The organism is Brevibacillus sp. HB1.3 (genome assembly GCF_013186635.1).
Lineage (GTDB): Bacteria > Bacillota > Bacilli > Brevibacillales > Brevibacillaceae > Brevibacillus > Brevibacillus brevis_D.
The window spans coordinates 45478-67496 of sequence record NZ_JABMIT010000002.1; the positions used below are offsets into that span (position 1 = coordinate 45478).

At 43.5% G+C, this 22019-nt stretch carries 22 protein-coding genes; 3 read left to right on the top strand and 19 right to left on the bottom strand.

Annotated features, from left to right (window positions below; all coding sequences use genetic code 11):
• Positions 1–233: 233 nt before the first annotated feature.
• Positions 234–2753 carry a preprotein translocase subunit SecA gene (gene secA / locus HPY31_RS04915; protein ID WP_172139035.1) on the bottom strand — a complete coding sequence of 840 codons (2520 nt, stop codon included), beginning with the start codon at positions 2751–2753 and terminating at the stop codon, positions 234–236.
• A 198-nt stretch (positions 2754–2951) separates the two neighbouring features.
• Positions 2952–3509: a ribosome hibernation-promoting factor, HPF/YfiA family gene (hpf, locus tag HPY31_RS04920; RefSeq protein WP_015893536.1), complete on the bottom strand. Its 558-nt coding sequence runs from the start codon at positions 3507–3509 to the stop codon at positions 2952–2954.
• Positions 3510–3718: 209 nt separating this feature from the next.
• Between hpf and HPY31_RS04925 the strand changes: the two genes are divergently transcribed.
• On the top strand, positions 3719–4771 hold the full coding sequence (locus HPY31_RS04925) for an HD-GYP domain-containing protein (protein ID WP_172139037.1): 1053 nt from the start codon (positions 3719–3721) through the stop codon (positions 4769–4771).
• Positions 4772–4853: 82 nt separating this feature from the next.
• Here the strand turns inward: HPY31_RS04925 and HPY31_RS04930 are convergent, their stop codons facing one another.
• The 4 genes from HPY31_RS04930 to HPY31_RS04945 all read right to left on the bottom strand — a co-directional run bounded on the left by HPY31_RS04930 (position 4854) and on the right by HPY31_RS04945 (position 8296).
• Complete coding sequence (locus HPY31_RS04930; protein ID WP_172139039.1) at positions 4854–5528, bottom strand: amino acid ABC transporter permease; 675 nt, start codon at positions 5526–5528, stop codon at positions 4854–4856.
• 87 nt (positions 5529–5615) lie between these two features.
• Complete coding sequence (locus HPY31_RS04935) at positions 5616–6419, bottom strand: basic amino acid ABC transporter substrate-binding protein (protein ID WP_172139041.1); 804 nt, start codon at positions 6417–6419, stop codon at positions 5616–5618.
• A 292-nt stretch (positions 6420–6711) separates the two neighbouring features.
• Complete coding sequence (locus HPY31_RS04940) at positions 6712–7494, bottom strand: OmpA/MotB family protein (RefSeq protein WP_172139043.1); 783 nt, start codon at positions 7492–7494, stop codon at positions 6712–6714.
• Positions 7487–8296 carry a motility protein A gene (locus HPY31_RS04945; RefSeq protein ID WP_015893541.1) on the bottom strand — a complete coding sequence of 270 codons (810 nt, stop codon included), beginning with the start codon at positions 8294–8296 and terminating at the stop codon, positions 7487–7489. Before HPY31_RS04945 ends, HPY31_RS04940 begins: the two co-directional genes overlap by 8 nt.
• 158 nt (positions 8297–8454) lie before the next feature.
• Between HPY31_RS04945 and HPY31_RS04950 the strand changes: the two genes are divergently transcribed.
• Positions 8455–8631 carry a putative motility protein gene (locus HPY31_RS04950; protein ID WP_172139045.1) on the top strand — a complete coding sequence of 59 codons (177 nt, stop codon included), beginning with the start codon at positions 8455–8457 and terminating at the stop codon, positions 8629–8631.
• A 48-nt stretch (positions 8632–8679) separates the two neighbouring features.
• Positions 8680–9777 carry a DUF2920 family protein gene (locus HPY31_RS04955; RefSeq protein WP_371811674.1) on the top strand — a complete coding sequence of 366 codons (1098 nt, stop codon included), beginning with the start codon at positions 8680–8682 and terminating at the stop codon, positions 9775–9777.
• Between the two features lie 217 nt (positions 9778–9994).
• On the opposite strand, the gene HPY31_RS04960 is transcribed toward HPY31_RS04955, so the two are convergent.
• From HPY31_RS04960 to HPY31_RS05020, 13 genes are all read right to left on the bottom strand, one after another.
• Entirely contained in the window at positions 9995–10354 is a 360-nt protein-coding gene (locus HPY31_RS04960) for a flagellar protein FliT (protein ID WP_253901695.1), read from the bottom strand.
• Between the two features lie 7 nt (positions 10355–10361).
• The gene (gene fliS / locus HPY31_RS04965) at positions 10362–10739 is read right to left on the bottom strand and encodes a flagellar export chaperone FliS (protein ID WP_172139856.1); all 378 of its coding nucleotides are present in this window, start codon (positions 10737–10739) and stop codon (positions 10362–10364) included.
• 15 nt (positions 10740–10754) lie between these two features.
• Positions 10755–12242: a flagellar filament capping protein FliD gene (gene fliD / locus HPY31_RS04970; protein WP_172139049.1), complete on the bottom strand. Its 1488-nt coding sequence runs from the start codon at positions 12240–12242 to the stop codon at positions 10755–10757.
• Positions 12243–12255: 13 nt separating this feature from the next.
• Entirely contained in the window at positions 12256–12615 is a 360-nt protein-coding gene (gene flaG / locus HPY31_RS04975; protein WP_016742353.1) for a flagellar protein FlaG, read from the bottom strand.
• Between the two features lie 69 nt (positions 12616–12684).
• Positions 12685–13380, bottom strand: coding sequence for an acylneuraminate cytidylyltransferase family protein (locus HPY31_RS04980; protein ID WP_172139051.1), 696 nt, complete (start codon positions 13378–13380; stop codon positions 12685–12687).
• Positions 13377–14423 (bottom strand): nucleotidyltransferase family protein, encoded by a 1047-nt coding sequence (locus tag HPY31_RS04985; protein WP_172139061.1) that lies wholly within the window; start codon positions 14421–14423, stop codon positions 13377–13379. Before HPY31_RS04985 ends, HPY31_RS04980 begins: the two co-directional genes overlap by 4 nt.
• Positions 14424–14453: 30 nt before the next feature.
• Positions 14454–15074 (bottom strand): acetyltransferase, encoded by a 621-nt coding sequence (locus tag HPY31_RS04990; RefSeq protein WP_172139063.1) that lies wholly within the window; start codon positions 15072–15074, stop codon positions 14454–14456.
• Entirely contained in the window at positions 15071–16147 is a 1077-nt protein-coding gene (neuB, locus tag HPY31_RS04995; RefSeq protein WP_172139065.1) for an N-acetylneuraminate synthase, read from the bottom strand. Before neuB ends, HPY31_RS04990 begins: the two co-directional genes overlap by 4 nt.
• Positions 16148–16149: 2 nt before the next feature.
• Positions 16150–17322 carry a UDP-N-acetylglucosamine 2-epimerase gene (gene neuC / locus HPY31_RS05000; protein ID WP_172139067.1) on the bottom strand — a complete coding sequence of 391 codons (1173 nt, stop codon included), beginning with the start codon at positions 17320–17322 and terminating at the stop codon, positions 16150–16152.
• Positions 17309–18496, bottom strand: coding sequence for a LegC family aminotransferase (locus tag HPY31_RS05005; RefSeq protein ID WP_172139069.1), 1188 nt, complete (start codon positions 18494–18496; stop codon positions 17309–17311). Before HPY31_RS05005 ends, neuC begins: the two co-directional genes overlap by 14 nt.
• Positions 18493–19503 carry an NAD-dependent 4,6-dehydratase LegB gene (locus HPY31_RS05010; protein WP_172139071.1) on the bottom strand — a complete coding sequence of 337 codons (1011 nt, stop codon included), beginning with the start codon at positions 19501–19503 and terminating at the stop codon, positions 18493–18495. Before HPY31_RS05010 ends, HPY31_RS05005 begins: the two co-directional genes overlap by 4 nt.
• 25 nt (positions 19504–19528) lie before the next feature.
• Complete coding sequence (locus HPY31_RS05015; RefSeq protein WP_172139073.1) at positions 19529–21394, bottom strand: motility associated factor glycosyltransferase family protein; 1866 nt, start codon at positions 21392–21394, stop codon at positions 19529–19531.
• Positions 21381–21947 carry a hypothetical protein gene (locus HPY31_RS05020; RefSeq protein WP_172139075.1) on the bottom strand — a complete coding sequence of 189 codons (567 nt, stop codon included), beginning with the start codon at positions 21945–21947 and terminating at the stop codon, positions 21381–21383. Before HPY31_RS05020 ends, HPY31_RS05015 begins: the two co-directional genes overlap by 14 nt.
• Positions 21948–22019 lie beyond the last annotated feature (72 nt).

The window sequence follows — 22019 nt, forward strand, 5'->3', positions numbered from 1 at the left end:
CCGTCTTCGTGAAATTTTGGTAAAAGTGTTGTACTTACGATTCTATTTATTTTTCAGATAATTACCACCTGAATCGTTCGATCACATTTACCAGTGTTAGACAAATAGATCGTTAATATCAGACGAGGAAGAATAGATGAGGACGAATACTGTCAAGGCATTAGGAATGGGCAAGAAAAAAACATTCCCCTCGTACCGATTTTGCCGATACGAGAAGAATGTTCTGTTATTGCTTATTGTTTCTTATTTTGGCGTTTGCGTTCCTGCTCCTGAGCGCGACGCTGTGCACGGTTTTTCGGATCAGCATCACCGGAGGTCTCCGGATCTGGACGATCGGATGGTCCGGAGGTTTGCAAGTTGTCCATATCGATTCCTTGACCGCGAATGACATCTTGACGCTCCAGGTTTTGGCTGACTTCGGCCTTCATGATATACATAGCGACTTCTTCCTGAACAGCAGCCAGCATTCCTTGATACATTTCGTATCCTTCGAACTGGTACTCACGAAGCGGATCGTTTTGTGCGTAGGCGCGCAGGTGAATCCCTTGACGCAACTGATCCATTGCATCGATGTGATCCATCCACTTGCTGTCGACAGCACGCAGAATAACGACTTTTTCAAACTCGCGAATCGATTCGCCGATTTCTTCTTCACGCTGTTTGTACTGCTTATCGACTTCTGCTTTCAACAGCTCGAGAATTTCCTCTGCTTCCATGCCTTTCAGCATTTTAGCCGTAATCGTTTCTTCATAGAGGAATCCATTGTTGGCAGCATCGGCCAATGCTTGCAGATCCCAATCCTCTGGTACCTCTTCTTTTGGGCAATGCAGAGACACTGCACGCTCCATCACTGCGTAGATCATATTCAAAGCAATATCGCTGAGGTTTTCGTGTTCCAGGATGTCTTTACGCTGTTTGTAGACAACCAGACGCTGCTGATTCATCACGTCGTCGTACTGGAGAACGCCTTTACGTGCATCGAAGTTCGATCCCTCTACACGCTTCTGCGCGGATTCTACCGCACGAGTAACCAGGCGGCTCTCGATCGGCATATCCTCTTCCATACCCAAACGATCCATCATATTCATGATGTTGTCCGCACCGAAACGACGCATGAGCTCATCTTGCATCGAGAGGAAGAACTGGGATGAACCCGGGTCCCCCTGGCGACCGGCACGACCGCGCAGCTGATTGTCAATCCGACGGCTCTCGTGGCGTTCTGTACCGATAATATGAAGACCGCCCAGCTCCGCAACACCTTCGCCAAGCTGAATGTCCGTACCACGACCCGCCATGTTTGTGGCAATGGTAACCGCTCCGTACACACCTGCACGTGCAACAATTTCTGCCTCGCGCTCATGCTGCTTCGCGTTCAATACGTTATGCGGTACGCCTTTTTGCTTCAGCATTTGGGACAAGCGCTCCGAGTTTTCGATGGAAATGGTACCTACCAGGATCGGTTGGCCCTTTTTGTGACGCTCAACAATGTCGTTTACAACCGCACGATATTTGGCTGCCTCTGTTTTGAAAACAAGGTCAGGTGAATCGACACGCTGTACTGGCTTATTCGTTGGAATAACCACAACATCGAGACCGTAAATCTTTTTGAACTCTTCTTCTTCCGTCTTCGCTGTACCTGTCATGCCCGCCAGCTTCTCATACATACGGAAGTAGTTTTGCAAGGTAATGGTCGCCAGTGTCATGCTCTCGCTCTGAACACGCAGACCTTCTTTTGCTTCAATCGCTTGATGCAAGCCATCGCTGTAGCGACGTCCAACCATCAGACGGCCGGTGAACTCATCGACGATCACAACTTCGCCTTCCTGCACCACATAATCGACATCACGCTTGAACAGCACTTGTGCTTTCAACGCCGCCGTAATGTGGTGGTTCAACGTGATATGTGCCGTATCGTACAGGTTGTCGATGTTGAATGCCTGCTCGACTTTGCTTACACCTTCATCTGTGAGGTTGACGATTTTCAGCTTCTCATCGATTGTGAAATCTTTTTCTTCTTCCAAGCGCTTCACAAAATGCGAGCAGATGTAGTACAGCTCTGTCGATTTGTTAGCAGAACCGGAGATGATCAACGGCGTACGTGCTTCGTCAATCAAAATGCTGTCCACCTCGTCGATGATAGCGAAGAAGAGTGGGCGTTGCACCATTTGTTCCTTGTACAGAACCATATTGTCACGCAAGTAATCGAAGCCAAACTCATTGTTCGTACCATACGTAATATCACATGCGTATGCTTCCCGCTTTTCTTCTGGGTTCAGTCCATTCTTGTTCAAACCGACTGTCAGCCCGAGGAAGTTATACAGTTTACCCATGATGTTCGAGTCACGCTCAGCCAAGTATTCGTTTACGGTAACGACGTGGACGCCTTTTCCCATCAGGGCATTCAGGTATGTCGCCAGTGTCGCAACCAGCGTTTTACCTTCCCCCGTCTTCATCTCGGAGATACGGCCTTCCTGAAGCACCATACCACCAATCATCTGGACGTCGAAGTGACGCATGCCCAGTACACGGATCGACGCTTCACGTACAACGGCAAACGCTTCATTCAAAATTTTGTCCAGCTCTTCTCCATTTGCCAAGCGAGCCTTAAACTCAGCTGTCTTCTCCCGCAATTGGTCATCCGAGAGTGCCTTAATCGTTGGTTCCAGCGCGTTGATACTTTCTACACGCTTAAACATTTTCTTTACTTCGCGTTCATTGCTATCGCCGAATATCTTTTTAACGAGTCCTAGCATGAGGACACCCCTTCCATATACTGCCAAACGAAAATGCACAAGCCGGCATGAGTCCAATAATAAAAAAGGATACCGATTCTACGAAAATAATACTTTCTAAAAAGATATTTTATCAAATAGAGCATCCTCTACACAAGTAAAGGGAGTTGCCAATAGCAACTCCCTAGTCTTATACGAATGAGAATGTGTAAAGTTTCGTTATTTTGGTTCAATCAATCCATAACGCCCATCATTGCGGCGATACACCACACTGACGTCATTGGTGTCACTGTTTTGGAAAACGAAGAAGCTGTGTCCCAGCATATCCATCTGCATGACCGCTTCCTGTGCATCCATCGGCTTCAGATCGAAGCGTTTGGTTCGAACGATATCGATGTCGATATCCTCCTCATCCACATCCGGGATCATGACTGCAACTGGCTGACTCTCACGCTGTGCGATTCTTCCAGTCGAATCCACTCGAAGTTTCCTCATCAGCTTCGTTTTGTGTTTGCGAATCTGACGTTCCAGCTTTTCTACTACCAGATCGATAGCAGCATACATATCTTCGTGCGTTTCCTCCGCTCGGATAATCACCCCACTCAACGGGATTGTTACCTCGATCGTGCCTTCTCCTCGGTGTACATGCATGGTGACTTGTACTTCTGTAGGCTGTGGAGTTTCAAAATATTTTTCCAGACGGCCGACTTTCTTTTCGACATATTCTCTAAGTGCAGCGGTGACTTGAATGTTTTCTCCACGAATGTTAAATTTCATGGTTCCAACCTCCTTCCGTCTATACATACGTATTCGCCACCTCTGTAAATAATCCTTCCACTCAGCTTAAAAAAATCTTTGCAAATCTTTTACAAACCATCAATATCCGACATTATTTTACCAATACTTACTAGATTCCCTATGCTATAATAAGACACGTAATCATCCCAACCTATATCGCGGTCGTACATCGCACTGGAGGAGTCCTCATGGCCGAGGTAAAACCTTCCCATTCACTTATCGGAACTACGCTCGCTCAAGACGTCTACAATGAATACGGACTGCTTTTACTACCCGCTGGTGCAATCCTTCATCTTAGTGATATACGACTACTAGAGGCCCACCAGGTAGAAGCCGTACACGTTACTACAGACTCGGAAGCACCCGAAATGCCCTTTCCTCTCCTTCATTGGAGTGAGTCGGAGGCTGCAAAGGCCTATATGGTGGCCGTACAAAAAACCGAGTATTTATTTAACCAGCTCGCAAATGGGGATACTCCCAAACTGCAACAATTTAGCGACGCTGTTCACCCTATGCTCGATCAAGTTCTTCATCACATGAGATTTCTGCGCTTCATTTATTTGAATGAAGGAACAGAAAGCTATACGTATCGCCATTCCCTGCATGTAGGTATCGTGGCAGCTTTAATCGGAAAAATAATAGGATTGCCGCAACGTGATGTTCATTTTTTGGGCCTTGCAGGTCTTCTCCATGACATCGGCAAGATGAAAATTCCCGATGAGCTGCTGTCCAAGCCAGAGCGTTTGACAGACGAAGAGTATACGATAATGAAAAAGCATACCGTATACGGCTACGAGCTTCTGCGCACCATGGACGATGCCGACAACTTGCTGGCACAGTGCGCCCTGATGCACCACGAACGTTGGGATGGAAGTGGATATCCTCTCGGACAAAAAAAAGATGGCATCCCTTTTGAATGCCAAATCATCAGTGTCGCAGACACATTTGATGCGATATGCACAGATCGCGTGTATCGAAAGGGAACCTCTCCCTTTGAAGCCGCGAATGTTCTGTGGGAGTCAGCTTGTACAGGCCAATTAAATCCGATGATTGTATCTCGTTTTATCCACTACATTATCTTACTTTACGTCGGCTCCCATGCGCTTTTGAACAATGGCGACCACGTCGAAATCATTATGATTCATACTGATGAGCCTATGCGCCCTCTCGTTCGTAGAGGGGATGAATTTATAGACCTGAGACTCCAGCGTTCGCTACGCATTCAAAGAATGATCAGTTAAACACGTGAAAAAAACAAATCCCCCTGTCCGATTAAGGAATCAGGGGGATTTTGCTATTGTTTCGTCATCACTATCTCACTCACTACCGCGTGGAATATTTTTTCTCGAGTCCTCTTACGACTACACGGGACAAGAACAACGTAAGCACCAGATAAACCGCCGCCTCTGTTAGATACGGGGGGTAGCGCTCAAATGTACTTTTCGCCACGTTCATGGCTGCGTAGTTTAATTCCGGTGTCGCGATTACTGCCAGAAGAGATGAATCTTTCAAAAGAGCAATAAACTCATTTCCGATCGCAGGCAGCATTCGTGTAAACGCTTGTGGAAGTATAATTTGGCGCATCGCAAGGCCCTTGTTCATGCCAAGTGATCGTGCCGCTTCCATTTGTCCCGGATCAATGGATTGGATGCCTGCCCGAAAGATTTCCGCCATATAGGCAGCCGCATTGAGTGAAAGCGCAACGAAGCCTGAATAAATCGCTTCCGGGCTGCTCACTCCCGGATACAGAATACCCCAAATCGACGGAATCACTGCAAAATGAATCAGCAAAATTTGGACCAGCATCGGAGTTCCCCGAAACAGCTCTACGTAAATCGAACAAGTCCAACGTAAGATTCGCTTGGAGGACATTTTGCCCAAGCTGATGAATAACCCCAAAAATGTTCCGCAAACCGTAGCCACTGCCGTTAGTAAAATCGTATTCATAATGCCTCGGATAAACAGTTCACGGTAGTCGTAGATGACACTCCAGTCCAATGGCTCATCCTCCCTTCTTCCTGTCAGCAAGCCAAGCTGCGAACAAACGCCGGCTACGTCGAAAGACGCACCCGGCCATTTTGCTGCCTACTTATTGCCAAAGTACTGGGTGTAAATTTCCTGCAGCTTTCCATTTTCTTTTATCTTTTTCAATCCGTCGTTAATTTTGTTAATCGCATCGGCATTGCCCTTTTTCACGATAATTCCATAAAACTCCTTTTCAAAGGAATCATCTTTTATCTGCTTAAACTTCTTATCTTTTACTTTATTAACGTAGTATGACAAAACGCCATTGTCGCCAATCACTGCATCGACTCGACCATTAAAGAAGTCATCGACGGAAGATGGCATATCATCATAGCCCTTCAAGCCTTCATACGTATCTCCAAACGCTTTCTTGACCACTTCTTCACCCGTGGTCGCAGCTTGAACCCCAATCTTCTTGCCCTTCAAATCTGCCAGCTTCGTCACTGGAGAATCTTCCGCTACCAGAATGAGTTGATTCGCTTCAAAGTATGAGTCCGAAAAATCGTATTTCTCCTTGCGCTTCTCCGTGATCGTGATAGACGAGATTCCAATATCAACCGTCCCTTTATCCAGTCCATCAAAAAGCGGGTCCCACCCGGTGTTTTTCCATTCGATCTTGAATCCGCCAGCTTCCGCGATCGCGTTCATCACATCGATGTCATGGCCACTAATCTTGTCAGCCTCAAGCATTTGGAACGGTGGATATGCCGCATCTGTACCCACTACGTAAACCTTGTCAGCCGAACCACCACTCGCTCCGCCACTACCAGACGTTTGCTGACCACCTGATCCACAGCCTGCGAGGAGAACCCCCACACCGACGACCAATGCGAGCGATTTGAACCAATTTGTCCCGATACGCATCTCGAAATCCCCCTTGTGTCTCTCTATCTGCCCATTTTGTCCCCAGCAATGTCCACATGGAAATTACGGATTTTTTGCGTTCTCCACAGAGTTATCCACATTATCCACATACCATTGTGCACAAGCTGGGCATAACTATTTTCCTGTATATTCTGCCACTTTAGTACGAAAGTAAGGGGAATTAAATGGGAAAATAAGTATATCTAGCAGCAAAAAAACAGGATTCATATATACGGGATATAGTTCTATCCTGCATATAAAAATCCTGCTTTTATCTGAAAATAATGAATTATTATTTTTCCCCCAAAATCACGATCTCTACCCGGCGATTCTTCGCACGGTTCTCCGCGTTGGAGTTATCCACAAGCGGTTTGTACTCGCCCAAGCCAGCCACTGTAAAGCGCGACGCTGGTAAGGAGTTAGCATCCACCATTTCACGCATGACAGAGATCGCGCGCGCCGAAGATAGCTCCCAGTTGGATTGGAAGGAACTGCGAGATATCGGCACATCATCTGTATAGCCCTCGATTCGCACCTTGTGCTCAAAACGCTTCAAAACCCCTGCTACCGTCCCGACGACTTGCTTCCCTTGGGCCTGTAAGTCTGCCGAACCACTCGTAAACAAAATCGTTTCCGGCAAACGGATACGCAGGCCTTCTTCGGTCTCCTCGTAGTCGAGATTCAGCTCGGCCAAAGCGGAGGATAGCTGGTTGCGTACCGTCTCCATATCGCGCTCACTTGAGTCAGACAGGCCCATTGGCCGCTTCGGCACGTTTACGGTGTCTTCGGAGCCTTCTTTTCCTTTTTCGCCCTTGAGCTCCTTCTGGCGAGCCTCCAATTGGTAGACCTCGCGCTGCAGCTCCAGCTTTTGCAGGTTGAGCAGGTCGAGGCTCTCATGCACCTTCTCCAAGCTCGCTTTTTCCTTTTGGACATCTTCCTTTTGTGACTGAATGCTCTTCGTCTGTGTCGCCGCAATTATAATCACGATCACGAACAACAGTGTAATCAGGTCACTGTAGCTAAGCAGCCAGCTTTTTTCTAGCTCTTTTTCGTCGTACAACCGTTCGTCATGCATAGCGGTCCTGCCTTTCAATCGTGCCCTTCATGCTGCCTGCTTCTTTAATCAGCACCAGCTTTTGGTCACCTGGCAAGAAGGAGTTCAGCTTTTCAAACAACAAGCGTGGTGTCTCCATGCGCTGGAGACCGACACAGCCTTCGATGAAAAGACGTTTCTCAAACATTTCCCGGTCGTACAGATCCATCAGGCGGTAGTAGCATGGCAACGCGAACAAGTTTGCCAAGAGCGCGCCATACAATGTCGCCACGACCGCTGCGCTCAGACTGTGTCCGGTCAAGGCCATGTCTTCGAGCGACTTCAGTACACCCGTCATCCCCAAGAGCGTACCGACCAGCCCCATCCCCGGTGCCAGCAAGCTGATCAGACGGAAGAACCCTGCCGACTGTTGGTAGCGATACTGCTCGCCCTTGAGCTCGTTCTCCAGGATCAGGCGAAGCTCTTCTTCGGGAACACCCTCGACCGCCAATAAGCATCCTCTCTGGATAAACGAATCAGGTTCTTGTTGCAGCTCCTTTTCGAGCGCGATATAGCCCTGTTCCTTCTGGACGAGCGCGTAGTAGTAGAAGCGCTTGATCGTTTCTTCGACGTTGCTTTGTCGGCCATGGATGAGCAGGCGCCAGATTTTTTTCAAGTCGAGGTGCTTGCGTTTGACTGCGTAGGACATGACTACGGAGAGCGCGACTAGCTCGACGGCGGTTACGTTGAGGAGGTCCGATAAGGTTCCGTTTAGGTAGACCGCGTGTATGAAGATGAGGAGGACGGCTCCGATTAAGACGAGTGAGCGGCGTTTTGTGGACACAAGTGATTCACCTTCCTAGTTTTTCAACAAGTTGTTCTTAAAGTATAGCAGATGGTGGCAAAAAGATGAGAGAATAGAGTCATGGTTATAGTGAAGCTTGGTATAAAAAATGTCGATAATGATAAAGAAAGTAATTCTAACAAAAGAGGTGATCATCTGTGAATGCCGTACAATTAAAGCAAGCTGTTGCTATTAGTTTGACGAAGCAAGTACAGGAGACTTCGCAAGCGCAAGCTTCCATCATGTTGGAGGATTTTGCTAAGACGCAACAAAATATTCAAGCGGCTCAGGCAAGTCATCCATCGTTAGGGAAGGTATTGGATATTAAAGCTTAAGTCTGTAGACCGGGTTACTCCGGTCTTTCTTTATTTTCATAAATAGGAGTGTTCATTTTGGCAAAGGATTACCAGGTGAATTGGTCTGCACACCCTAACATCTACAACAATTATAGTGAAAGAACGTTTAATTTTTACTTTTCCGAACCAGAGTCTGGAGTAAATACAGAAACTGGTCTATTGCTACTAATAGCCGGATTTGGCGGCAATGCTAAATCGAATGTCTATAAGAAAATGCGGAGAGTGTTTGCAGATCAATATAACCTTGTTACAGTACAATGTGATTATTTTGGTCAAGAGTTCATGCAAAGCGATCAATCACCACAATTTAACCTTACTCCGCAAGATATGGAACCGGTTTTTACTCCAGATGAAATTAAAATGATCTATAAGGAAGGTTTTAATCCATCGCTATTCTTAGACATAGCAAGCAAATATCATATCGGAGTGGCTGCATATGAAAAGCTAAACGAAAGTAAGGAAAATTTTAATGATATGGGAATAATGCAAGCCATGGATAACATCACCGCCATTTGCTACGTCATCCAAATTCTTAAAGATAATAACTTGAAGTTTAACCCTAAAAAAACGATTATTTATGGCCACTCTCATGGAGCCTATCTAGGCTATTTATGTAATGCATTTGCGCCTAATCTTTTTCATCTATTAATCGATAATTCATCATGGCTACTCCCCGCTTACTTGAATAAGGAGCGCCGTTTACGCCATAAAATAGGTAACATGCTATTAGACATTGCTTTCAAATACACAGCTTCTACAATTGATTACGATCCAGAAATCCTTCACTTACCTACTCTTTATAAGAAGTTTAATAATTTCTGTGAGATACAATCTTTCCATGGTACTACTGACAATTTAATTAGTCATATTAATAAACAGCAGTTTTGCAAATCACTGAAGAATTGTACATACCATGAAATTTCTGAAGAAAAGCTTGACGGGATCACCTTTCAATCAACAAATCATGGCTTGGACGCAGATTTTCTAGCTCTATTTGATTATGTGATGAAAAATAAGTCCTTTGAAAAATCTGATGAGTTACAGTTAAATCCTATTCATTTTCAAACAAAAACTCGTAACTATCATTTCGATTACAGTTCCGGTATTCCCTTACTATACAAATAACTCAATAATCTTTTACGAAGACAACAGAGTCAAGGGCTTAAGGCGAAGCAAGCCCTTGACTCGTTGGTGGAGAGAACCGCTTTTATAAAACAAACGTGTATAAAGGTAATACCTGTCGCCCTCAATACACGTTTGTTTTTGTATTACGATGCTTTATTACTCTAGTTACTTCATTAAAGGTTGAGTAACATCACCTTTAACCAATTCGAACTTGTTCCTATTTTTTTCGGTCAAAAAACGCTCCGTAACCATTTGGTCCTGCATCCTGATAAGAATTTGTAGCCATCCTGCTACGTTGAACATTGTTCAATTTTTTTTGGATCTCTTGCTTGTGTCCTTCTATCAGTGGAAACACTCTTTGATTGATGGCAAGCACTTGCGAGAGTAGTTGACGATTGGAATCTGTTAGCATATCCTCCAGCCCTTTTTCTTGCAGCAACTCAATGAGCTTTTCCCTCTCATCCAAAATAGCCAACCACTCTTCGGGCTCCGAGCCATCTTGCATCACGATCTCTTCTAAACGAAGGGTCTCTCTTAGCAAACGTTCCAAGAGTTCCTCAATTGTCTTTTCCATCATTTGCTCCTTACCCTTGTGATTTCGCGAGCTGCATGGCCTCTTTCCATGTGTCGCGGAACTGGAGGAATAAGCTTTCCACTTCACTCAGAATCTCTATATCTTTACGCATATTTGCTTCAATCGTACGGTGGAGCATATATTCATAGAGCTTAATGAAGTCTTTAGAGATCGTATAATCACTATTCAAAGTAGACATCAGCTCATATAAAATATTTTGCACTTTAAGAGATGCTTCGTGTGCTTTTGCTACATCCTTTTCCTCGATTGCGCCTTTGGCTTGTTTAATAAACTTAAGTGCCCCATTGTATAACATCAATGTCAAATCAGCAGGAGTAGCGGTCGTTACCTGATTAGATTGGTATGTCTGAGCAGCATTTTGCAACATCTGCATCACTCCCTATTATCGTTGCCCTAACATTTGTGCGAACCAAGAGCCTTGGGACTGACTTTTGGACATTGCTTTTTCCATCGCAGAGAATTGCTTCCAGTAGCGATCTTCGATTAGCTTTAGGCGATCTTCCCAGCGATCTATTTCTTCAGATGTTTGTTTAAGTTTTTTACCCAGGCTACTGTCATCATAACCGCTACTAACGGATCCTGCCTCTTTGGTTACCTTGTCCATCACCTTACTCAGTTCACTATATAGCCGCTCTGCTACACCACTTTCTTTATATTTATCAGAAGTGGTACCTGCACTGCTAAAGTTTGTAAACAGTTTCAAGACATCTTCACCGTTATTTCGGATTGATTCACGCAGTTTTGTCTCATTAATATACAGTTTTCCATTTTCCTGATAAGCATTCTTCCCACTTGGTGGGCCCGTAATTCCCATCTGAGAGAGTGATAATGATTTGTCCGCAGCTACTTGTACAGGTGTACTGAGAGCTCGTCTAAGTTCATTTAGACCGCTTGACAGAATTGGATCACGCAAAAGAATTCCACTGCGCGCCATTGTTTCCATTTTTTCAGCCGTTTTTTCTGGTAAGGCATCCTTTTCCTCATCTAGTAACGGTTGATACCCCTTATATTTCGGCTCTGATATTTTCTTATTGATTGTCTCAATAATGGCATTATACTTGTCTACAAAATCTTTAACTGTGTTAAATATTGAATCTTCGTCTGTTTTGGAACTGACCGTAATAGCTGCATTCACATTTGTCTGTTTTAGTGTAAAATCAATACCGTCATATTTAAATGTGTTAGTTGCAGATGTATACTCCACACCATTAATCTTGAATTTTGCTGGGACACCTGCAGTTCCTGATGTATAGGTTTTGTTAGCATCTAAGTTCAAGCTGTTATTTGTACTGACAACATCAAAATCTTTCCCATCTTCAGCTGTTAAAACGAGCTTTTTATCGAAAAAACTCGCTTTCACTCCTGATTTTGAGCTATTTATTTTGTTCACAATACTTTCAATAGAGTCAGTACCACCTGCAAAAGTAAGAGGCACCTCTTCCATTGTGCCATCTCCATTTGTATCTTTCTTGATTGTTAATGTAAAGTCAGGGCCCCCAACTGCTGCTTTAGGGTCAGTAACGGTTGTCAAAAACTCAGCTCTTGCTGGTGTACTAGCTTTAGCCAATGATTCTACTTCAACCGTATAAGAAGGTAATGAAGGAGTCCCAACCACCTTTGCCGAAGCAATACTATCATTATCTGATGCAACCGCTTTTTTGGTGAAAGTGCTTGACATCCTGAGATTCTTCATTGTATTTTGCAAATCAGCAAAAAGGGAATTCATATCACGATAAGCATCCCGTTTCCACTCAACAGAATACTTACTTCGTTGTAATCGATTAACTGGCTCACGCTGTGCTTTCATTAAATCCTTAATCATTTTCTCCGTGTCCATACCCGATGCCATTCCAGTCATACGTATACCCATAACTAATTACCTCCTATCTTTTCTCATCAACGAGTAACCCGATCATTTCGTGCATTTTCGCAACCATATCCATCATTTTTTTTGAAGGAATTTCACGCACAACTGTATTATCGATGTCACTTACAACTTGAACATAGTACTCATTTAACTGCTCATGTAATGTGAATTTGAGATGAGTTGTGCTGGATTGCATAAACTTGTTCAAACTCTCTACTTGCCGTTCCATATCACCCTTAGAAAACTGCTTCTCTGTATCAGAAAGGGTCTTTGTTTCATTCTGTTGCACTCCAAGTTGGTTTCCAGTTCCCCCTGCAACCTTCTCTACATATGGCATTTTTCCGTTACCAGCCATGTTACTCCCTTGGATACTCACAACCTTACCTCCCCTAATGGTTCCCTTTACCATAAGTATCGGAAAAAACCCTAGGACAGTTTACTTAGTTTATCGCGTCTTTTTTTCGTTCATTACGGTTTCAACGAAAGTAAAATCAAATTGTGTGTCAATATCAAATGAACGTTCTTTTGGCATGACAAAACCTATCGTCTCTGCTTGTAAATATGTACGAGTTTGCTGTAACCAGTTTGACCTCGCAACATATACAGCACCGTTAAGTACATAAACATCAGGTGCGTCTTGTCGTCTTAATACAGGCTGATCCGAATGAAGAACGGGCAGGAGTCCATTTGTTTCTGAAAGATGGTACATCCAGTAGGGGGATTTATCTGTAAGGGAAACAGATACGCATGCGTTTGCCCCTTGTTTTACACAATGCTCAAGACACGCATCAATATCTTCTGCTATTCGCAGTGGTGAAGTTGGTTGAAGCAGCATCGCATAGTCATAACCGGGGAGCATTTCCATCGCATGGAGGACGGGGTCTATGCCTGGGGCATGGTCTTGCGCGAACTCCGATGGTCTCAAGAAAGGAACCTCGCATCCCCATTCCCTTGCAACTTCTGCAATTTCTTCATCATCTGTCGAAACAATCACTCGATCAATGTATAATGATTTTTTCGCCTCTTCTATCGTCCAAGCGATCAACGGTTTGCCCGATAACTCTCGAATGTTTTTCCTGGGAACACCTTTGGATCCACCACGTGCAGGTATAATAGCAAGCACTTTGCTGTCGTTGATCATCCAAAGACCTCCGCAAACTCCATATTTGCTCTCTCAAAGTCAGCCATTCTCCCAATATCAAGCCAATACTCCCGGATTGGAAATGCAATCGTTTGCTGTTGATTCTTCACTAGATGATCAAACAAGCTCGGCATGTCGAAGTATTGGTTATGAGGTATATTCTCAACTGCGTTAGGGCTTAGTACGTAAATACCCGCGTTGACAAAGAAGCGCTGCGTCGGTTTTTCTTCAATAGAAGTAAGCCGATATTGGTCCAACCTGACTACACCATAAGGAATTTGATGATCATATTCCCTGACACACATCGTCGCTTGAGCTTGATAAGTTTTATGAAAATCAAGCAGCTGTTCAAAATTCACCTTGGTTAATAGATCCCCATTCATGACAAAAAACGGTTCACTTGGTTTTTCCGGTAACAAGCTGAGTGCCCCGGCTGTACCCAATGATTCTTTTTCCTGCAAATATTGGATAGAGATACCCCAATTTGAACCATCTCCAAAATGCTCTTGAATCATCTCTGCTTTATATTTCACTGATATGTAAAAGCGATGGAAACCTTGATCGATAAAACTTTGCAGAATGGTTTCCAGCAATGGCTTATTCCCTACTGGGAGCAATGGCTTCGGACAGTCATGTGTGAGCGGATGGAGCCTTGTTCCTAACCCTCCTGCCATCAAAACTACCCAGTTATCTTTCTTTGTTGGACGCAATAATTCATTTAAAACTTCTACATGAACAATTTTCCCATCCTCATCTACAATGGGAATTTGATGAATCTTTTTGATCTTCATGAGTGCCAAAATGTTTTCACGTGTTTCGTAAGGAGAAGCCACTGTTGGAAATGAATTCATAATGAGAGATATCGGGTCTTGCAGAGCTCTTCCTTTTAGCAAGCCCCTGCGTATATCACCATCAGTTACTGTCCCTAGCAACCTATCGTTTTCATCTGCCACCAACGCAATCTGCCTAGCACTTTTGTCGATAATTTCTAAAGTATGAAGAATAGGCGTTTGTGGTGATACTAGCAGCTCTCTCCAGTCCATTATTCGTCACACCTTTCTTGGAACTTATGCCTACATTTCTCTTGCGGGAACTCCCGAGACTTTTGTATCAGCTTGTACATGTTTTACAACGACGGCACCTGCTCCTACCAAACTGTTTCTGCCAATCGTCATTCCTTGAATAACAGCAGCACCCGTGCCTATATGTACATCATCTTCCACCGTGACACTTCCTGATAATACCACTCCGGGAGCGATATGTACGTGCTTACCTACCCTTGTGTCGTGTTCAATGACAGCTCGCGTATTGATAATTGAATTGCAGTCAATATGTGTATCAGGCTGGATAACTGCTCCGGCCATGACCAGCACTCCCTCTTCCAGTACTGCATGAGGTGAGACAATTGCGGATGGATGAATAACCTTGGAAAAGGAAAAGCCTTTCTCTTTCCAGAAAAGAAAAGCCTCTCGTTTTCGCGTGTTATCCCCAACAGATCCTAATCCATTTACCAACAGTACATTCGCCGGAGAGTAATTTTCTACCATCTGGTCGTTCCCAATCCAAGGGATGCCAAAAATCATGGACTTAGGTTGAGGATCTGTATAACCTATCACTTCCGCGCCCTGTAATTGTAAAATCTCTATGACAACCTTGGCATGACCGCCGCCGCCCAATACGATTATTGGCGTCATGATTGTATCACGTCATCTTCTTCGTAATCCCGATCGGCCACTTTCCCGATCCACTCCCAGTACAACATGGGTGAAATTCCTGTCCCTGGGCGTTTGGAGGTTACATTTTCAATTGTAAACTCCTCACCTTGCTTAATCGTTTTTGCAGCGACCAAGCTTTTTCGTGCAACCGATTTGTTTTTTTGTTCCACTGGAGTAGCAATCTTCATAGGCTTCCCTAAAGCCATTTCAACTTGGCGAATAGAATCAATCATCTGCTTTAACTCATCCGGCTCCAAGGACGCCATGTGATCGGGACCAGGTAAAGATCTATCAAGTGTAAAATGCTTTTCGATAACCTTGGCTCCTCGAGCTACAGCCGCAATGGGAACAGAGATACCACGCGTATGATCCGAAAACCCTACACGTAATCCAAATGCAGCTGCTAGTGTATCCATCGCTCTTAAATTTACGTCTTCAAAAGGCGCGGGGTACTCTGTTGTACAATGAAGAAGCGTAACTTTTTCCCGCAACACTTGTTGTCCTTCCTCACTTGAATAAACCTCCATAAACCTAGAAAGGGAAGGTGCTTGATTATCCGCAACATAACCATAGGAAAGGACAGCCAATGCTTGCTCAACTTCGCTTAAGTTTGACATCCCTGTCGACAGGAATACAGGGAGATTTGACCGAGCGATCTTTAATAGTAAGGGAGCGTTAGTAATTTCACCTGAAGGAATTTTTAACTGGTCAACCTGAATATCATGAGCAAGTAGATCCACACTATCTACATCAAATGGGGTGGACAGGAATTTAATATTATTGTTTCGGCAGCAGCGGACCAGTTCTTCATGCATCTCTCGACTCAATTCCAGCTTTTTAACCATCTCGAGCTGAGTCTCTTCATTATCTGTTCTTTTCTTCTGATATTCAGCTTTCAGGGCATGCCTACTAATAATATGTTCAGCCTTAAATGTCTGGAATTTCACCGCATCGGCTCCTGCTTCTACGGCCCGATAAACTAATTCCTTCGCCATGTCCAATGACCCATTATGATTGACTCCTGCTTCTGCGATGATAAATGTTCTGAACATGACTACACCTCCAAAGAAAGGTCATAGAATCCTTTATTTAGTAATGATGAAAGATTCACTTCTTTAAGAAGCCCCTTTATCTTGCCAGATACTTCTCCTTCTCCATAGGGGGAGTTCATAAATGCAATATCTCTTCTAAATTCTGGAGAAAGCGCCTGTTTTATCGCATCGCAAATCGATTCTTTTGTCTCCAAACAATTAATAACGGTGGAAGCTTGTATTCTTCCCTTTTGCCGATCTCCCATATTGACGGTTGGTTTTTTAAAATACGGAACTTCAAGTATCCCGCTAGAGGAATTTCCAATTACTACATCAACATGTTGTATGGCACTTAAATACCGCAGTTGTCCAAGCGACACAAAGGCTTTGCATGTGGAAGGACGTCTCTCAACGTACTCATCGATCATTCTGGAAATAAGACGCCCCTCCATGTCTGCGTTTGGTTTTGTAAAAATACACGTCGCATTGGGATACTCATCGAGCGCATGAAACAATTCATTCATCGCTTTCTCGGATTGGCCTTGGTTCAACGTTACCGGATGATAGGTCAAAAGAAAGCTTGGATCTCTTAATGGAAGCTGAACCGATTCCTCGAATGATTTGCGATCCATTAAATTCATCTTTCTGATATTATCCAGACCAATTGCACCAACGGTATATACGCGGTCAGGTTGCTCGCCCATTTGAATGACTCGCTGTCTATATACTTCCGTTGAAACAAAGTGTAAATGAGACATCTTGGTCACAGAATGCCTGATTGCTTCGTCAATGACACCTTCTGTGGTCTCTCCACCATGTAAATGGGCAAGCGGAATACGAGCTACCATTGCTGCCTGAGCAGCAGCTAAAATTTCAAATCGATCTCCTAAAACAACAACAATATCCGGCTTGAGTCTCTCAAAAGCCCCTGCAAAACCGATTACTCCCAATCCAACGGAGGTTGCAACCCCCACAGAAGTGTCACTTGAGAGAAGCATTTCTACTTTTTCATCGATAACAAAACCATCTTGCTCAATTACCTTATACGTAAGTCCAAATTCAGGAGATAAATGCATCCCCGTAGCAACTATTTGAAGTTGTAGATCCGGGTCATCCTGAATCTCACGCATTAACCAATAGAGAAGGCCGTATTCCGCTCGTGTTCCAGTAACGACACATATTTTACGATTCGACATACGGTGCCCCCAAATTTGAGCTACTTGGGATATTCACGATACTAGATTCTAAATTCAGAGCTACAGTCAGATCCATTCGAGGTGCCTGCTCATACATTGGAAGACTGCTCAATAGACGCCATACTGGCCTCGTCATCAAACCATGCTCGTTAGTCAATCTCAAGATATCATCACGCAGATGGTTCCATTCCGGCTTTAAACGGATCACATTGAGCCAATAGTTGCTGGTACAAAAGTTAGGCTCGGTTATAAAAGAAACTCCTTCCACATCCGAGAACCTATCTTGATAGACATGTGCCAAAGCTCTTTTCTTAGCTAGAAAAGCAGGTAGTTGCTCAAGTTGAGCACACCCCAGCGCAGCATTAATATTTGGCATCCGATAATTGTAACCAACCTGATCATGAACAAACTCCCATGCATGTGGCTTTTTCGCCGTTGTTGTCAGATGCTTAGCCAATTGCCCCAACGACTCATCATTTGTTATGATTGCTCCTCCGCCACCCGTTGTCATGATTTTATTCCCATTAAAACTTAGGGCAGAGACTCGCCCCCAATTACCGGTATGGCGTCCTTTATAATACGAACCTAATGATTCCGCTGCATCTTCAATGAGTTCTAAATGATATCTCTCACAGACGTCTACCAGCTTATCCAATTCAACTGGATGCCCAAATGTATGCATAGGTACAACTGCTTTTATTCTTCGGCCAGTTTGCTTGTTATAGCATGCTTGATTACGAAGAACTGCAATCTCCTGGAGGTACTCATCCAGCTTCACTGGGTCCAAACCAAGTGTTTCTTCAGAGCTATCAACAAAATGAGGAATGGCACCACAGTAGGCAACAGCATTGGCGGTTGCAATAAACGACAAGGCGGGAATCATTACCTCATCATCCCGCTCTACGCCTACGAGTTTTAGACATATATGCAGGGCGGCTGTACCGTTAACAACAGCAACGGCACGTTTTGTACCCGTAAACTCCTTAAGCATCTCCTCGAATTTGTCCACATATTTCCCAACTGACGAAACCCATCCTGTATCCAAACATTCTTTTACATAAACCCATTCATTTCCTTGAAAACTCGGCTCATGCAAGGCAATAAAATCTTTGTCAGGAGAAATAACTTCGTTTAATATTGATACGATCTTTTCAGCTGAGATTGTCGTCTTCATAGATTGTATATCCCCGCTTTGTACTGGCTTAAATGAGACGGATTTAAAAACCATTCGATTGTTTCAGCCAGGCCTCTTTTAAATCCCTCAGTCCCACTATAGTCAGGTTCCCAGCCAAGTAATTCTTTTGCTTTCGAATTGTCCGCCCACAAACGCTCTACTTCACTTTTTTCTGGACGAAGGCGATTGTCCTCCGTCACTATCTCAATGTCTTGTCCCATCAATTCAGCGATAAATTCAGCAGTTTGTCCAATCGATACCTCATAATTGCTGCCTATATTGATCACTTCACCAACAGAACGATCCGATTGCGCCATCGAAATGAAGCCCCTGACTGTATCTTTTACGTAATTAAAGTCTCGTGTTGGATGAAGGGAACCCAGTTTGATGGTCTTTTGCCCGGCAGCGATTTGGGTAATAATCGTAGGAATCACGGCACGAGCAGATTGTCTTGGACCATACGTATTGAATGGGCGAATAACAGAAACAGGAAGACCGAATGAACTATAAAACGACAAAGCCATCTGATCGGCACCTATTTTACTGGCTGAATAAGGTGATTGGCCTTGAAGTGGATGCTCTTCCGTTATGGGAACGAACTTTGCTGTGCCGTATACTTCACTGGTAGAGGTATGAATAACTTTTTCAACCTCCAACTCTCTCGCAGCCTGCATGATGTTTAAGGTACCTTTTATATTGGTATCTACATATGTATCCGGTGAATGGTAGGAGTATGGTATAGCGATCAGGGCAGCCAAATGCATAACGACATCGCAATTCTCCATCGCTTTCTTAACACCGTGAGGATCGCGAATATCCCCTGAGAAAATCTCTACTTGGGATACAATCTCCTGAGGAGAATGATCCAACCATCCCCAGGAGTTGAAAGAATTATAATTGACGAACGCCCTCACATCGTATCCTTCCTGAACAAGCCGCTCTGTTAAATGCGACCCGATAAATCCGTCAGAGCCTGTGACCAATATTTTCTTCCCTTTAAGGTTCATCACAACTACCACCATTCTTTTAAAACTATTTTTTCTCAGCGAAGATGCGGTCACTTGTTTCTTTCAAAACTTCCTTCACAGCGGCAAGATCATCCAAGCAGCTTTCCATGTACTTCGTAAACTGGTTCACAACTTTTTCAGCTTTATCAATAGGCTCCGTGTGATATCGTACTTCCTCGAACAACTTCATGACGATTGCAAATCCCAGACTGTTCATTCTTTGAATAACGAATAGATTAAAGTGATTTTGCTGCAACCGATCAAATAGTTTATCGAATTTGTTAAATGCCTTTTCCAGCAATAGTATATTTTTCGTGGCTGTTAATGCTCTCATCTCATCCAATAGCTCTTCAAAACGCCTGAATATTTTCCCCAACTCTTGACATGACTCATTAAGATTGCGATATTGCTGTTTAAGGTAGGTTTCATCAATATCAAGGCTTTCTTCCAGTTTATCTACCCATGCCTTATGAATGGCCCCATGTCCTATCAATTGGTTGGAGATCAAGTCCTCGAGCGGCATGAATGTAGTTCCCTCAATGTGAGCTCCACCCTTTGTTGCGTTCCATACCGTAATTGGTTGAATAGCAGAAATAAACTCCTCCATCTCCAACCTCATTTCATTATGGCCACGACTGCTCAATATCATGTTCCCGTAAACATCCTTAACGGAATAAGCGGTCTCTTTTTGTTCTTCAGTCGTCTTCGGATCAATGTAGGAAATTCCGGAAGCATAATAATCTTCCCCACGATATCCAAAATTTTGCCCCACCAGAATAATCGGTGAGCACCCAATCTGATGTAATACACTCATCGCAACGTTCGAAATGGTTCTTAATCGTTCCGCTTCCAATAGTTGTTCTTCGCTTTTTGACTTTATTAACATATCTATAATAGAGTCATTACGAACAAAAAAATGAATGAGTTTACCTGGATATTTCTCTACTGTCTCAAAGCCAATCGTCGATCCAAAGATCAATGGAATGTCCGTAATGTTTGAACCAATAATTTTCTCAAAAACTTTGGCATTCATGATACTACCATCATAAGAGAAGGCTGCATCCGGATAAATTCCATTTGAAATTAACGAGTTAATGGCAGAACCGACTGAAAATATATAAGCTAAGCCCTCTTCTTTGATTTTTCTTAAATTCTCATATTCGTCATTTAAAGAAGGACCGGCTGCTACAATGATTGCAGGTTTATCTCTAAATAATTCATTGTGTCCATGTAAAATGTTTGGCGTCTCTAACATGTAAGGGAGATTCTTGAGTCCATTGATTGCTTCCCTTTTTGAAAAAATCAAACGAGTGGAGATGATTTCTTTATTTTCATAAATGGACTCCCGAAATACTTCAACAAACTTTCGGGTCGATTCGGGATAAATTCGATCATAGCTACTCAGTATGACAATCTTAACTTCCTTATCTAAAAAATGAGTGAACTTGCGAAGATTTCCCTTCAAGTCATCAATTGTGGTTTCGGTCATCATATTTACTAATTGTTTGCCCGGTTTCCATTTGTTTAAATCGAAAACGGATAAAAACTTTGTGAGAATAGAAGGATTTGGTTCATAAATCGAAAAGCTAAGGGAAGGATGAAGCTTTAATAATTCTTGAATGTGATAACCTAAGCCAACCCCATAAAACAAAATATGCTGATTGGGGTCAAGCTCCTGAATCGAACTGACAAATCTCTCCGCTTCCCCTAACGGATCATATTTACTGTGGATATAGTTCCACCCCGACTCAACATGAACTGCAACTGTACTTACCTGCTTCCTTGTCTCCTCAAGACGTACCAGTGAGTCATTAGCTTTTTTGTCGGTTATCTGCTGCCATACTTGGGGAAAGTACGTTTTCAGTAACTGTATATTTTCAGTTAATATCAAATGTCTTCCCTCCATCTATTGCTGATAATGCTTCGATTGCCTTTTCAAAACGAGGGATGATCTCAAATTGAATAATATCACCGATTTGACCATTGTCTTGTTGGGATACGGCTAGCTCAAGATTACGAACCTCTTCCCGGCAGTCCAAAAATGCCTGGCTATCTGTAAATTCGGCCACCTTACTAATCCATTCAATACTCTCAATCAATTTACCAAAATCCTGCCATGCTCTTTCTGAAGGACTGTCATAAAAATCTTGATAAAGAGTCTCTAATAACGGCAAGGCGTTTTGCAAATACCCTTTTACAGAATGCAATGTCTCCCGTCTCCATTGTTCCTGTGTCAGGAGAATCGCTTCAATTGTTTCGATAGTTTCTCCTCTATCTGCAACGAGTTGAGCTAAATCATCATAAAATTCTTCTCTATTGACCTCAAATCCGCAAAATACCAGTGAATGGTCTCTAACCACTTGATCAACAATATTTAAAACCGTTTCAATCATTACAGAATTATTTTCGATGATATATTCTTGTCCAGCCGCAATCAGTTTCATGATTTGCACCTCCGTATTGTTCATTACTAGTATCGGCTAATCAATTTCCCCCGTTTATATGATAAACATGGA